Source organism: Streptomyces sp. NPDC002574 (genome assembly GCF_042889545.1).
Classification (GTDB): Bacteria; Actinomycetota; Actinomycetes; order Streptomycetales; family Streptomycetaceae; genus Actinacidiphila.
Genome location: NZ_JBIARB010000006.1, coordinates 381,402 through 394,531, shown reverse-complemented (window position 1 = coordinate 394,531; position 13,130 = coordinate 381,402). Strand labels below are relative to the sequence as shown.

13 protein-coding genes are annotated in these 13,130 nt (G+C 73.0%); 8 read left to right on the top strand and 5 right to left on the bottom strand.

Translation table 11 applies throughout. The features are described from left to right. Positions 1 to 75 precede the first annotated feature (75 nt). Entirely contained in the window at positions 76 to 1,029 is a 954-nt protein-coding gene (locus ACFYXS_RS16880; RefSeq protein ID WP_389248638.1) for a zinc-binding alcohol dehydrogenase family protein, read from the bottom strand. Positions 1,030 to 1,332: 303 nt separating this feature from the next. On the opposite strand from ACFYXS_RS16880, the gene paaK reads away from it, so the two are divergent. The 4 genes from paaK to ACFYXS_RS16860 all read left to right on the top strand — a co-directional run bounded on the left by paaK (position 1,333) and on the right by ACFYXS_RS16860 (position 5,485). Then, complete coding sequence (gene paaK, locus ACFYXS_RS16875; protein WP_389248882.1) at positions 1,333 to 2,592, top strand: phenylacetate--CoA ligase PaaK; 1,260 nt, start codon at positions 1,333 to 1,335, stop codon at positions 2,590 to 2,592. Positions 2,593 to 2,754: 162 nt separating this feature from the next. Then, on the top strand, positions 2,755 to 3,696 hold the full coding sequence (locus ACFYXS_RS16870) for a YbhN family protein (protein ID WP_389248636.1): 942 nt from the start codon (positions 2,755 to 2,757) through the stop codon (positions 3,694 to 3,696). 22 nt (positions 3,697 to 3,718) lie between these two features. Continuing rightward, on the top strand, positions 3,719 to 4,822 hold the full coding sequence (locus ACFYXS_RS16865) for a hypothetical protein (RefSeq protein WP_389248633.1): 1,104 nt from the start codon (positions 3,719 to 3,721) through the stop codon (positions 4,820 to 4,822). 84 nt (positions 4,823 to 4,906) lie between these two features. After that, on the top strand, positions 4,907 to 5,485 hold the full coding sequence (locus tag ACFYXS_RS16860; protein ID WP_389248631.1) for a TIGR03086 family metal-binding protein: 579 nt from the start codon (positions 4,907 to 4,909) through the stop codon (positions 5,483 to 5,485). A gap of 157 nt (positions 5,486 to 5,642) precedes the next feature. On the opposite strand, the gene ACFYXS_RS16855 is transcribed toward ACFYXS_RS16860, so the two are convergent. After that, entirely contained in the window at positions 5,643 to 5,978 is a 336-nt protein-coding gene (locus ACFYXS_RS16855) for a DUF4333 domain-containing protein (RefSeq protein WP_389248629.1), read from the bottom strand. Positions 5,979 to 6,113: 135 nt separating this feature from the next. Between ACFYXS_RS16855 and ACFYXS_RS16850 the strand changes: the two genes are divergently transcribed. Beyond that, the gene (locus ACFYXS_RS16850; RefSeq protein ID WP_389248627.1) at positions 6,114 to 6,284 is read left to right on the top strand and encodes a hypothetical protein; all 171 of its coding nucleotides are present in this window, start codon (positions 6,114 to 6,116) and stop codon (positions 6,282 to 6,284) included. Positions 6,285 to 6,406: 122 nt separating this feature from the next. Here the strand turns inward: ACFYXS_RS16850 and ACFYXS_RS16845 are convergent, their stop codons facing one another. Beyond that, positions 6,407 to 6,832 carry a molybdopterin-binding protein gene (locus ACFYXS_RS16845; RefSeq protein WP_389248625.1) on the bottom strand — a complete coding sequence of 142 codons (426 nt, stop codon included), beginning with the start codon at positions 6,830 to 6,832 and terminating at the stop codon, positions 6,407 to 6,409. A gap of 107 nt (positions 6,833 to 6,939) precedes the next feature. Further along, positions 6,940 to 8,094: a citrate synthase gene (locus ACFYXS_RS16840; protein ID WP_389248880.1), complete on the bottom strand. Its 1,155-nt coding sequence runs from the start codon at positions 8,092 to 8,094 to the stop codon at positions 6,940 to 6,942. A 101-nt stretch (positions 8,095 to 8,195) separates the two neighbouring features. Between ACFYXS_RS16840 and ACFYXS_RS16835 the strand changes: the two genes are divergently transcribed. Next, on the top strand, positions 8,196 to 9,434 hold the full coding sequence (locus ACFYXS_RS16835) for a citrate synthase (RefSeq protein WP_389248623.1): 1,239 nt from the start codon (positions 8,196 to 8,198) through the stop codon (positions 9,432 to 9,434). Between the two features lie 47 nt (positions 9,435 to 9,481). Here ACFYXS_RS16835 and valS read toward each other — a convergent pair whose 3' ends face one another. Beyond that, on the bottom strand, positions 9,482 to 12,046 hold the full coding sequence (valS, locus tag ACFYXS_RS16830) for a valine--tRNA ligase (RefSeq protein WP_389248621.1): 2,565 nt from the start codon (positions 12,044 to 12,046) through the stop codon (positions 9,482 to 9,484). 107 nt (positions 12,047 to 12,153) lie between these two features. Here valS and ACFYXS_RS16825 point away from each other — a divergent pair, with 107 nt between their 5' ends. Then, the gene (locus ACFYXS_RS16825; RefSeq protein ID WP_389248619.1) at positions 12,154 to 12,651 is read left to right on the top strand and encodes a MarR family winged helix-turn-helix transcriptional regulator; all 498 of its coding nucleotides are present in this window, start codon (positions 12,154 to 12,156) and stop codon (positions 12,649 to 12,651) included. A gap of 9 nt (positions 12,652 to 12,660) precedes the next feature. Next, positions 12,661 to 13,116, top strand: a complete 456-nt coding sequence (locus ACFYXS_RS16820) for a universal stress protein (protein ID WP_389248617.1) — start codon at positions 12,661 to 12,663, stop codon at positions 13,114 to 13,116. The last annotated feature ends 14 nt before the right edge of the window (positions 13,117 to 13,130 follow it).

Below are 13,130 nucleotides of genomic sequence, written 5' to 3'. Positions count from 1 at the left end.
GTCGTGCTCCGCTTCGATTGTGCCTCCACGGAGGCACGGATGGGCGGGTCGCGACGGCGCGGCCGGAGTACGGGATCAGCGTGCCGCGTCGAGCGTCAGCTTGCCGTAAGTACGCCGGGCCCGGAGGTCCTCGTGAGCCCGGGCCACCTCGGAGAGCGGATAGACACCGCCCGCCTGCGGCCGCAGCCGGCCCTCGGCGGTCATCGCCAGCAGCTCGGCCATGGGCTCGCGGTACATGCCGGGGCGGCCCAGGCAGTGCATCAGCCAGAAGCCGACGACGGCGCGCGAGCGGCCCATGAGCTGGGCGGCCTGCACGGGCGTGGGCGGGACGCGGGAGGCGAGGCCGTAGGTGACCAGGCGGCCGAAGGGCGCCAGGGCGGCGAGGGAGGCGTCGAAGACCGGGCCGCCGGTCATCTCCAGGACGATGTCGACCTTCTTGCCGCCGTTGGCCTCGGTCAGGCGCTCCTTCAGGCCCTCGGGGGCGCCGTCCAGGGCGACGTCCGCGCCCAGTTCGAGGGCCAGGTCGCGCTTCTCCTTCGAGGAGGCGGTGGCGATGACCCGGCCCGCGCCGAACGTCTTGGCGAGCTGGACGGCGAGCGACCCGGTGCCGCCAGCGGCGGCGTGCACGACGACGGACTCCCCCTCGGCGATCCGGGCGGAGGTGCGCAGCAGGTGCCACGCGGTGAGCCCCTGGACGACCAGGGCGAGCGCCTGCCCGTCGGTGACGCCCTCGGGGATGTCGTGGGCGAGGTACTCCTCGACGACGGCCTTCTCGGCGTAGCCGCCGTTGTCGGTCAGGGCGACCACGCGACGGCCGTCCGGCGTGCGGCCCGCGACCTCGGCCCCGGGCACCAGCGGCAGGGCGGCCTTGGAGAGGTAGGAGTTTTCGACCATGTGGGTGTCGGCGTAGTTGACGCCCGCCGAGGTGACCTCGACCAGGAGCTGTCCGGGGCCCGGCACGGGGTCGGGCAGTTCCACCTGCCGCAGCACCTCCGGCCCGCCGAACTCGGTGATCTGGATCGCGCGCACCGCGACTCCCTCCGCTTGCGTACGTACGTCGTGTCGTCCGGGATCACGATATCGCCGAAAACCCGGAACACCGACCAGTCGGTATGTGCGGACAGCCCGTGTACGGGACGGGGCCGCGGCGGCGCGCCGGAACAGAACCACCACTGGCCGTCGGTCCGGTTGTCCACAGGCGTCCGGCAGGTGTCTTGACGCGCAGGTCGGATGATGGATTACTGGTCCCGCCAAAGGCTACCGAACGATCGGTTGGGAAGGGTGGGGGCCATGGGCGCCACGGGCGAAGGGTTTCTGGACGCTGCCGAACGGATGACCCGGCAGGAGCTGGAGGTCGTGCAGCTGCGGCGCCTGCAGGGCACGCTGCGGCACGCGTACGACAACGTGGCGTTCTACCGGTCGTCCTTCGACAAGGCGGGCGTCCGCCCCGAGGACTGCCGCAGCCTGGCGGACCTGGCCCGCTTCCCCTTCACCACCAAGGCCGACCTGCGGGACCAGTACCCGTACGGCATGTTCGCCGTCCCGGAGTCGCGCATCCGCCGGATCCACGCGTCCAGCGGGACCACCGGCCTGCCGACCGTCGTCGGCTACACCGAGCGGGACCTGGAGACCTGGTCCGACGTGGTGGCCCGGTCCCTGCGGGCCGCCGGCGCCCGGCCGGGCGACAAGGTGCACATCGCCTACGGGTACGGCCTGTTCACCGGCGGACTGGGGGCGCACTACGGTGCGGAGCGCCTCGGCTGCACCGTCGTCCCGGCCTCCGGCGGCATGACCGCGCGGCAGGTGCGGCTGATCCAGGACCTCCGCCCCGAGATCATCATGGTGACGCCGTCCTACATGCTCACCCTGCTCGACGAATTCGAGCGCCAAGGCGTCGATCCGCGCTCCACCTCCCTGCGCGTGGGCGTCTTCGGTGCCGAGCCGTGGACGGAGGCGATGCGCGAGGAGATCGAGGAGCGGGCCGGCATCGACGCGGTCGACATCTACGGACTCTCGGAGGTGATCGGCCCCGGCGTGGCACAGGAGTGCGTGGAGTCCAAGGACGGTCTGCACATCTGGGAGGACCACTTCCTCCCGGAGATCGTGGACCCGGTCACCGACGAGGTCATGCCCGCCGGCGGCAGCGGCGAACTGGTCTTCACCTCGCTCACCAAGGAGGCCATGCCGGTCATCCGGTACCGCACCCGCGACCTCACGCGGCTGCTGCCGGGCACCGCCCGGCCCGCCTTCCGGCGGATGGAGAAGATCACCGGCCGTTGCGACGACATGATCATCCTTCGCGGCGTGAATCTCTTCCCGACCCAGGTCGAGGAGATCGTGCTGCGCACCGCGGGCGTCGCACCGCACTTCCAGCTGCGCCTGACCCGCACCGGACGGCTCGACGAACTCACCGTCCGCGCCGAGGCCCGGCCCGATGCGGACGCGCAGGCGCGCGCAGCGGCCGCCGAGGCCATCGGGCGCGGAGTGAAGGAGGCCGTCGGCGTCACGGTGGCCGTGGAGATCACCGATCCCGAGACCCTGGAGCGCTCCGTCGGGAAGATACGCCGCGTGGTGGACGAGCGCGCGAAGTAGCGCGGGGCGCCCTCGCGGGCCCGCCGTCGTGCCGGGAATCATCGGCCCGGCGGATGAGCAGTGCGGGTGCGGGACACGTATGGTCGGGCACAGGTACGGCCGGTGCAGGGCGACGGGGGGCGCCTCACGGCGACGCGGGAGACCGCGCCAACCGGAAGGGCGATGAGCATGGTGCGGCGCATCCCAGTGCGTCAGATCCTCGCCGTGGTGCCGCTGCTGCTGGTCGCCGTCGTCGTGCTGCGCCAGTGGCCGACCGTCGACGCCGGCACCGACCGGCTGGGCTCCGCGGACCGCGAGTGGCTGCTCGCCGCGGGCGCGGCGACCCTCCTGGCCTGGGTCTGCTCGGCCGCCGCGCAGCAGGGCGCGGTCCTCGAACAGCTCCCGGCGGGACGGCTGCTGGCCACGCAGTTCGCGGCCTCGGCGGTCAACCACATCCTGCCGGCCGGCGTCGGCGGCAACGCCGTCAACCTCCGCTTCCTGCTGCGCTGCGGCCTGTCCCCCAGCCGTTCGGCGGCGGCCCTCGCGGTACGGGCGCTGGCGGCCTGCGTGGTGCGGGCGGCGTTGCTCGCGGTCCTGCTGGCGGTGTTCCCGCACGCGCTCGACCTGCACAAGGTGGTCCCCGTGCGGGCCCACCCCGTGCTCGCCCTGGCGGCCGGCGCCGCGCTGTTCGCGGTGCTCGTGGCACTGCTGTCGGTCCGCCAGGTCCGGCGGCCGGTCTCGTCCTTCCTCGGCACGGTGGTCTCCGACGTCCGTGCCGTGCACGGCAGTTCCTCGCGCGCGGCAGCACTGTGGACCGGCTCGCTGGCCTTCCCCGTGATGCACGCGGCGGTGCTCATGGCGGTCGTCCGGGCCCTGCACGCACCGGTTCCGGCCGGGCACGTCGCCCTGGCGTACCTCGCCGGGAGCGCGGCCGCGGCCCTGCTGCCGACGCCCGGCGGGCTCGGTTCGCTGGACGTGGCGCTGGCCCTCGCGCTCGTCACCGCCGGGGCGACCGGAGTGGCGGCCACCTCCGCGGTGCTCGCGTACCGGATCGTCACCGTATGGTTGCCGTTGCTGCCCGGCGTGCTGGTGCTCGCGGCCCTCGTCCGCCGGCGGGTGCTGTGACCCGTCCCCGGAAGGAAGACCAGTGCGTGTCCTGTACGGCCTGCTCGGTGCGCTGATCGTCGGGGGGACGTTCTCCTCCGTCCTGCGCACCCTGGTGATTCCCCGGCCGACCAGATCCAGCTTCACCCGCACGGTGCACGCGGTGGTGCACTTCCCGTTCCAGTTCGTCGCCGACCGCTGCCGCACCCCCGAGGCCAAGGACCGGGTGCTGGCCCCGGTGGCGGCGGTGTCCATCCTGTTCAACCTGGTCAGCTGGCTGATCGCGTTCTGGGCCGGGTACGCCCTGCTGCAGGCCTCCACCAGCGACCTCGGCGCGCTGGACGCGCTGCGGGAGGCGGGGTCCTCGCTGTTCACGCTGGGCTTCGCCAGCAGTCACCACGTGGACCTGACCGTCATCGACTTCTGCGCCGCGGCGACCGGGCCGATCACCATCGGTCTGCAGATCGGTTACCTGCCGACGCTGTACGCCGCCTACTCCCGGCGCGAGGCCGAGGTGACCCTGCTGCAGGCCCGGGCGGGCAGCCCGCCCTGGGGACCGGAGATCCTGGCGCGCTACGCCCAGATCGGCGTCACCGACAGCCTGGCGGAGATGTTCGGCAACTGGGAGCGCTGGGCGGCCGAGGTCAGTGAGAGCCACACCAGTTACATAGTGCTGAGCCGCTTCCGCTCGCCGCAGCCGAACCGCAACTGGCTGGTCGCGCTCCTGGCGGTGATGGACGCCGCCGCCATGCAGCTCGCCCTCAACCCCGGCCGCCCGCAGGCCGAGGCGCGGCTGGCCCTTCGGGGAGGCTTCGTGTGCCTGCGCGACATCGCCGACATCTGGCAGGTCCCGTACGACCAGGACCCCTCCCCGGAGGCGTCCATCCGGCTGACGTACGAGGACTTCGCGGCGGCCGTCGCGCACGCGGCCGCGAACGGCTACCCGCTGGAGCGCACCCCGGAGGAGGCGTGGCCGCACTTCCGCGGCTGGCGGGTCAACTACGAGGAACTCGCCTACCGCTTCGCGTACCTCTTCGACGCGGTCCCGGCGCCGTGGTCCGGCCCCCGCCGCACCATGGAGGAGACGCTGATGCCGATCACCCCGGTCGACCGCAGGCCGGCCGGCCGCGGCCGGGGCGCGATCTAGGCCGATCCCGACAGGCGCCGGACACGCTGAGCGGCCTCAGAAAACGAGTGGCCCGGAAAGCGGGGCGTCGCTAGCGTCGCCCCCGTGGACATCAGGGAACTGGACCGCCGTGCCCTCGCGACCATGGGAACGGTGATCGCGCGGATCGGCCCGGACCAGCTTCGTCTTCCGACCCCGTGTGCCGACTGGACGCTGCACGGCCTGCTCCGCCACCAGGTGAGCGAGAACCTCGGCTTCGCAGCCGCCGCGGCGGGCGTCACCGGTGACCTCCGGGCCTGGGACCAGGGCGACCTGGGTGGGGATCCTCACCAGGCATTCCTCGACTCGGCCGACGCCATGACGAGAGCGTTCGCCGAGGATGTCCTGGACCACTCCCTCCAGATCCGGGAGTTCGGTTTCTTTCCCGGCCGGATCGCGCTCGGCATGCATGTACTCGATTGCGTGGTCCACGGTTGGGACGTCGCGCAGGCCATCGGCGTCGCCTACGAGCCGGACGCCGACCTCGTCGGCCACTCGCTCAAGGTCGCTGCGCGGATCCCGACCGGAGCGCCGTCCGACGACCGGCCGAGGACTCCGTTCGCCCCGGCGGTCGAGATCGCCGCGGACTCTCCCGATCTGGAGCGGCTGCTCGGACTCGTCGGCCGCCGCCCGGCGGCAGGCTGAGCGACGGCTCACCAGCGGTCGTGCGCCGACTTCTCCATCTGTGTCGATGAGTTCGGGCCGCTCGACCTGCGGCCCCACCCCGGGCGGCACTGGCCGAGCGCGGCGGCACACATAAGGCCCCGAGCAGATGTTGATGCTGAACGCATCCCGCCTCGTACTAGTCGGACGTAACCGTGAGGTCACCCTGATCGCTGGTGATCTCGACACGCACAGTGGCGGGGTTGGTGTCTCCCCAGACGCGGCAGGCGAACTTGGTGCCTACCTTGACCACGACGGACAGGGGGCAGTCGACGTACGCGCCCGGTTTGTTCTGCATCTGGACGCCGGCTTCAGCCGCCACCCGCTTCTCCAGCGCTGTCTGGTCCAGCACACGCGGCGGTTCGATCGCGAGAGGACCAACAGCCACCTTAATCGTCACCACCACCGCGCAGGCGGCGAGTACGGCCAAGGACAGCGCTATGACGGTGCGCGCAAAGCTTCGATGATCAGTCACCCGAGCAGTCCTACCGAACCCTCAGCGGGCTGACAAGAGAAGCCGGCGGACGCCAGATTCTGAACGGGCACGAGATCGATGCGCTCCGGCCGGGGAAGACGCGCGGTCCCGCCCTGCCCGGACGGCGCGGGCGCGGTGACGGTCGAGGTGAGCGGGACCGCGCCGGCCGCGGGCGCCGAGGAGGTCGTGCTGTTCACCGGCATCGCCCACCGCACCGGCACCACTGATCATCGACGCCCTGGCTGCGTCCCGGTCACCGACTTCACCGCGCCCGACTCCGCCGTCGGGGGCGGGTTCTTCGGGTGACCGGCCCGCTCCGTGCCGGGCCGATGGTCACCCCGTGTACAGCGGGTGATCTTTCCACGCCGGCGCAGACCGTCCTGTCATGCGGGCTGCGCCCGCTGAGGCGAACGTTGCCCGATGCGGCCCTAGGTCGACAGGGCGACGTCGGTCGACTTCACCAGGGCGACGACCTCGGAGCCCTCGGCGAGGCGGAGTTCGTCGAGTGCCTCGCGGGTGATCACCGCGGTGAGTTCGCGGCCGCCGGCGAACGCCATCCGCACCGTCGCCATAGCCTGTCCCCGCGTCACCGCGGTCACCGTGCCGGGGACGCGGTTGCGGATGGTCAGGCCGCCGGGGAGCGGTGGCGTGGCGAGGGAGATCTCGGTCGCCTTGATCAGGACGGTCACCCCGCCGCCGGGGATGATGCCGAGTTCACGGACGGCCTCGGCGGTCACGGCGGCGGTGAAGGCGGGTCCGCCGCCGTCGAGATGCACGGTGACCACGGCCATGACCTCGCCGGTCACCACCGACTCGGCCTTCCCGGCGATCTGGTTGCGGATGCTCAGAGCCATGTGCCGCACCGTAAGCCCGCCCGGCGCCCGCCGCGGGGAACGACCCGCGCGCACGCCCCGGGCGGCGGTGTGCCCGGGGCGTGCGGGGTCCGGCGCCGCCGGGGGCCTTACACCGCGGGCACGGGCTGCGGTGGCACCGGGCCGACGTAGCGCGCGGCCGGACGGATGATCTTGCTGTCCTCCGCCTGTTCCAGGATGTTCGCCGACCAACCGACGACCCGGGCGCAGGCGAAGGTCGGGGTGAACATCTCCCGCGGCAGCCCGCACAGTTCCATGACGACGCCCGCGTAGAACTCGACGTTGGTGTGCAACTCGCGGCCCGGTTTGAGCTCGGCGAGGATCGCCTCGACGCGGGCCTCGACCTGGAGCGCGAAGTCGACCAGCGGGCCGCCGAAGTCGCGGGCGATCTCCTGGAGCATGCGGGAGCGGGGGTCCTCGGTGCGGTAGACGGGGTGCCCGAAGCCCATGATGCGGTCGCCGGCCAGGACGCGTTCGCGGATCCAGGGGTCGATGCGGTCGGGGGTGCCGATCGCGTCGAGCGTGTCCAGCGCACGGCTCGGCGCGCCGCCGTGCAGCGGACCGGACAGCGCCCCCACGGCGCCGACGAGGCACGCGGCGAGGTCGGCACCGGTGGAGGCGATGACACGGCCGGTGAAGGTGGACGCGTTGAACCCGTGGTCGACCGTGGAGATCAGGTACCGCTCGATCGCCCGCGCGCGCACCGGGTCGGGTTCCTCCCCGGTCAGCATGTACAGGTAGTTGGCCGCGAAGGGCAGGTCGTCACGGGGCTCGACCGGCTCGAGTCCCTGCCCGAGCCGGTACAGGGCGGTGAGCAGGGTCGGCACGGCGGCGCTCGCGGCCAGCGCGTCGGCCAGCCGCCGTTCGGCGTCGATGTCGTACAGCGGGCGGAAGCCCGCGGCGGCGCCGAGCAACGAGAGCGCGGTGCGCAGCCCGGCGAGCGGTCCGCTGAGCGCACCGGAGCGTGCGATGGCGGGAAGCGCGTCCCGGATGTCGCGCGGCAGCCGGCGCAGCGGTGCGACGCGGGCGGTGAAGGCGGCGCGCCCGGCGGCGTCGGGGAGCGTGCCCAGCAGCATCAGGTGCCAGACGTCCTCGAAGGTCCGGCTGCCGGCGAGTTCCACGGCCGAGTACTGGCGGTAGTGGTAGAAGCCCTCGGTGCCGCGGACATCGCCGAGCGCGGTCTCGGTGACGACGACGCCCTTGAGTCCGCGGGGTACGCGGGGCACGTCGGGGGTGACGGGCATGACGGTCACGGTGGTGTCCTCCTTCGAACGTGACTCGACCATCCATCATTGATTCAATGCACGTCAATATTGATTGAATCAATATATGATGGGATGGAGTCATGACGACCGACGAACGGCTCACCACCCGGCAGGCCGCCGAACGGCTCGGCGTGAAGCCCGAGACGGTGTACGCCTACGTCAGCCGCGGCCTGCTCGGCAGCCGCCGCGCGCCGGACGGACGGGGCAGCACCTTCGACGCCCGGGAGGTCGACGCGCTGGTCCGCCGCACCCGGCGCCCGGCGCAACAGCCCTCCGACGACGGGGCCGGGAGCGGCTTCGGCGCCATACGGACCGGGATCACGCTCATCGACGGCGACCGCTACTACTTCCGCGGTGTCGACGCCACCGCGCTCGCCGAGCGGCACCACTTCGAGGAGGCCGCGGACTGGCTGTGGACCGGGGTGATGACCCCGGGCACACGCTTCACCGCGCCGCGGGAGGCCCTCGCCGCCGCCCGCCGGGCGGTGGCCGCGCTGCCCGGCCACAGCAGCGCGACGGACCGGCTGCGGGTGGCCGTGATCGCCATGGCCGCCGCCGACCCGCTGCGCTTCGACCTCGCCCCCGAGGCGGTGGTGGGGGTGGGGCGCACGCTGATTCCCGTCCTGGTCGACGCGCTCCCCACGGCCGGGCAGGAGCACCGCGGCGAGGGACGGGCGGCGCGGCGGCTGTGGTCGCGGCTGACCACGCGGCCGACCGACGAGGCGTCACTGCGGGTGCTGGACGCGGCCCTCGTCCTGCTGATCGACCACGACCTGGCCGCCTCCACCCTGGCCGCACGCGTCGCCGCCTCCGCCCGCGCGCACCCGTACGCGGTGGTCTCGGCGGGCCTCGGCGCGCTCGACGGCCCGCTGCACGGCGCCGCGAGCGGACTGGCCCACCGCATGCTCGCGGAGGTGCTGGAGCGGGGCAGCGCGGCCGCCGTCGTCGCCGACCACCTGCGTGCCGGACGGAATGTGCCGGGGCTGGGCCACCGCCTCTATCCCCGCGAGGACCCGCGCGCGGTCATGCTCTTCCGCCTGCTGCAGGACGTGCCGCACGCCGGTCCGGCCCTCGGCGCCGCCCGCGAGGTCGTCGCGACCGCGTCCCGCGACACACCGCTGCACGCCAACGTCGACCTCGCGCTGGCCGTGCTCTCGGTCTCCTGCGGCATGCCTCCCGAGGCGGGCGAGACCGCGTTCTCCGTCGCCCGCACGGCGGGCTGGATCGCCCACGCCCTGGAGGAGTACGAGGAACGCCCCCTCCGTATGCGCCCCAGCGGCCACTACGTGGGCCCCCGGCCGCCCCGCCCGGTGCCGTAGCGGGGGGGCGGGCGGGGCGGGGCAGGGCGGACAGGGCACGGCGGCGCCTAGAAGCGCACCTCCACCCCGAGCGCGTCGCCGGACGGCGGGGCGAGTTCCACCGCGCCGGCGCGGCCGGCCGCACGGACCTCGTCGGCGACGAGCGCGAAGCGCGCGAGGGCGGCCGCCGGGCCGGTCACGACGAGCCCCGCGACATCGGCGCGCATGGACAGCCGGGCCTCGGACTTGGCCCTGCGAACGGCGGTGACGGCCGCACGCGCGGTGTCCATGACGAGGGGGTCGCCGTCGGCGGCGGCCGCACCGAGGGCGTCGGCATCGGCGTCGGGCCAGGGGGCGGAGTGGACGGAGCCCTCCTGCCACCAGGACCAGACCTCCTCGGTGACGAAGGGCAGGAAGGGCGCGAAGAGCCGCAGTTGGACGGAGAGGGCGAGGGAGAGCGTGGCCAGCGCGGAGGCGTCGCCGGCGTAGGCACGGGCCTTGACGAGTTCGACGTAGTCGTCGCAGAACTGCCAGAAGAAGCTCTCGGCGCGTTCCAGAGCGCGGGCGTGGTCGAACTCCTCCATGGCGTCCGTCACCGCGCGGACGGTGTCCGCCAGCGCGGCCAGCAGGGCGCGGTCCAGCGGCGCGGTGACGGCGTCGTCGCCCTCGACCGCACCTGGGGTGCCGGCCCCGGAAGTGAGCACGAAGCGGCTGGCGTTGAGGATCTTGATGGCCAGCCGGCGGCCGATCTTCATCTGCCCGGTGTCGAAGGCGGTGTCCGTGCCGGGCCTGGCGCTCGCCGCCCAGTAGCGGACGGCGTCGGAGCCGTGCTGCTCCAGCAGGTCCCCCGGCGTGACGGCCTTGCCGCGGGACTTGGACATCTTCTTGCGGTCCGGGTCCAGGATCCACCCGGAGATCGCGGCGTGCCGCCAGGGCAGCGTGCCGTGCTCGGTGTCGGCGCGCAGGACGGTGGCGAACAGCCAGGTACGGATGATCTCGTGGGCCTGGGGGCGCAGGTCCATCGGGAAGACCTTGGCGAACAGTTCGCCGTCCGCGCCCCAGCCGGCCGCGATCTGCGGGGTGAGCGAGGAGGTCGCCCAGGTGTCCATGACGTCGGGGTCGCCGGTGAAACCGCCCGGCATGCCGCGCTGCTCCTCGCGGTAGCCGGGGGGCACGTCGGTGCCGGGGTCGACGGGCAGCGCCGACTCGTCGGGGACGAGGGGCCTGTCGTGGACGGGCTCGCCGGCCGCGTCCAGCGGGTACCAGACGGGGACCGGGACACCGAACCAGCGCTGACGGCTGATCAGCCAGTCGCCGTTGAGTCCCCCGACCCAGCTCTCGTACCGGACCCGCATGTGCTCCGGGTGCCAGCGCAGCTCACGGCCGCGTTCCAGGAGGCGTGCGCGCAGGGCCTCGTCGCGGCCGCCGTTGCGCAGGTACCACTGGCGGGTCGTGACGATCTCCAGCGGGCGGTCGCCCTTCTCGTAGAACTTGACCGCGTGGACGACCGGTTCGGGTTCGCCCTCCAGGTCGCCGCTCGCGCGCAGCAGTTCCAGCAGGCGTTCCCGGGCTGTGAAGGCGGTGGCGCCCGCCAGGTGGGCGTACGCCGTGCGGGCCCGCTCCGAGTCCAGTCCGGACGGGGGTTCGGGCAGGAAGCGTCCGCCTCGGCCGAGCACCGGGCGGGTGGGCAGCCGCAGTTCGCGCCACCAGGTGACGTCCGTGGTGTCGCCGAAGGTGCAGACCATGGCGATGCCGGTGCCCTTGTCCGGGTCCGCGAGCCGGTGGGCGTGGACCGGGACCTCGACACCGAGGACCGGGGTGCGGACCGTCGTGCCGAACAGCGCCTGGTAGCGCGGGTCGTCGGGGTGGGCGACGAGTGCGACGCAGGCCGGCAGCAGTTCCGGGCGGGTGGTGGCGACGACGACCCGCTCCCCGTCCGACCGGTGGAAGGCCAGCCGGTGGTAGGCGCCGGGCCGGTCGCGGTCCTCCAGCTCCGCCTGGGCGACGGCGGTGCGGAAGGTGGTGTCCCACAGCGTGGGCGCCTCCGCGGTGTACGCCTCGCCGCGCGCGAGGTTGCGCAGGAACGCGCGCTGGGAAGCGGCGCGCGAACGGTCCCCGACCGTGCGGTAGGTCAGCGTCCAGTCGACGGACAGGCCGAGCCTGCGCCACAGGTCCTCGAAGGCCCGCTCGTCCTCGGCGGTGAGCCGTTCGCACAGCTCGATGAAGTTCCGCCGGGAGACGGGGACCTGGCGTGCGCCGGGGTGTTCCGGCGGGGTGAAGTCGGGGTCGTAGGGGAGGGACGGGTCGCAGGCGACGCCGTGGACGTTCTGGACCCGGCGCTCGGTCGGCAGGCCGTTGTCGTCCCAGCCCATCGGGTAGAAGACGGTCTTCCCGCGCATGCGGTGGTAGCGCGCGACGGTGTCGGTGTGGGTGTAGGAGAAGACGTGGCCGATGTGCAGGGTGCCGCTGGCCGTGGGCGGCGGGGTGTCGATCGAGAAGATCTCCTCGCGGGGCCGCGACCGGTCGAAGCGGTGTACGCCCGTCTCGTCCCAGCGCCGCGACCAGGTCGCTTCCAGCCCTTCGAGGGAAGGCTTGTCCGGGACGTCGTGATGCCGACGGGGCGAGTGCGTCATGCCCGCTCATCGTAGGGACGGATCGCCTCCGTGCCGAACGATTAAACGGCCGAACCATCCGCACCACGAACCATCCCGTTGGGGATCGGTTGGCTAGACTCGGCATCATGACCTCCCCGGCCTCCGAGCCCGCCGTATCGGCCGTGCCCGACCTCACCGGCCTGCTGCAGCACACCAGCCACGCGCTCACCAACCGCCTGGCCAACGCCCTCGGCGAGATCGGCCTCAGCCCGCGCGGTTACTGCGTGCTCCTGCACGCGCAGCCGGGCCTCATGACGCAGGCTCAGCTGGCGGAGATCTCCCAGCAGGACAAGACCACGATGGTCGTCACCGTCGACGAGTTGGAGCGGGCCGGGCTCGCCGAACGGCACCCCTCCCCCACCGACCGCCGGGCCCGGATCATCACCGTCACCGACGCCGGCCGCGCGCTGGTCGCCCGCGGGCAGCAGATCACGGCGCGGGTGCACGGGGAGGTCCTCGAAGCCCTTCCCGACGCCGAGCGAGCGGTGTTCGTCACCGCGTTGCAGCGCCTGGTGGACGGACATTTGGCCACGACCCAGGACTCCCCGCGCCCTGTGCGCCGCGCGCGGCAGCCACGCCAGTAGGCTCGGAACGTGAGCGACAAAGGGCCCTTCGAACGGGGCACCGACGGCCCGAAAGTGATCGTGGCCGGGGTGGACGGGAGCGAGTCGTCGTGGCGGGCCGCCGCGTACGCCGCCGGGCTCGCGCGACGGCAGGGGTCACTGCTGGCGATCGTGTACGTCCAGCCGGTCCTGGCCACCGGCGCGGCCTTCGGCGCACCGGTCGCGGAGGCCACCGCCGCGATCGCCGACGAGCTCAAGGCGGAGATAGAGAAGGCCGTACAGAGGCTGCGCGGGGTCTTCGCCGTGCGCTGGGAGTTCCACACCTTCCAGGGCGACGCCTTCAGCGGGCTGTCGAAGGCGGCGGACGACCTCAAGGCCGACGCGGTCGTGGTCGGCGCCTCCGAGAAGGCGGGCCACCGGATCATCGGATCGGTGGCGGTGCGCCTGGTCAAGGCGGGCCGCTGGCCGGTGACGGTCGTACCCTGACGCCGTCGCGCCGG

Excerpts from the sequence above, each read along its gene's own strand:
- ACFYXS_RS16840 (WP_389248880.1), bottom strand. The coding sequence starts at position 8,094 with ATGCCCGTCACCCCCGACGTGCCCCGCGTACCCCGCGGACTCAAGGGC.
- paaK (WP_389248882.1), top strand. The coding sequence starts at position 1,333 with ATGACCCGGCAGGAGCTGGAGGTCGTGCAGCTGCGGCGCCTGCAGGGC.
- ACFYXS_RS16825 (WP_389248619.1), top strand. The coding sequence starts at position 12,154 with ATGACCTCCCCGGCCTCCGAGCCCGCCGTATCGGCCGTGCCCGACCTC.
- valS (WP_389248621.1), bottom strand. The coding sequence starts at position 12,046 with ATGACGCACTCGCCCCGTCGGCATCACGACGTCCCGGACAAGCCTTCC.
- ACFYXS_RS16870 (WP_389248636.1), top strand. The coding sequence starts at position 2,755 with ATGAGCATGGTGCGGCGCATCCCAGTGCGTCAGATCCTCGCCGTGGTG.
- ACFYXS_RS16835 (WP_389248623.1), top strand. The coding sequence starts at position 8,196 with ATGACGACCGACGAACGGCTCACCACCCGGCAGGCCGCCGAACGGCTC.
- ACFYXS_RS16845 (WP_389248625.1), bottom strand. The coding sequence starts at position 6,832 with ATGGCTCTGAGCATCCGCAACCAGATCGCCGGGAAGGCCGAGTCGGTG.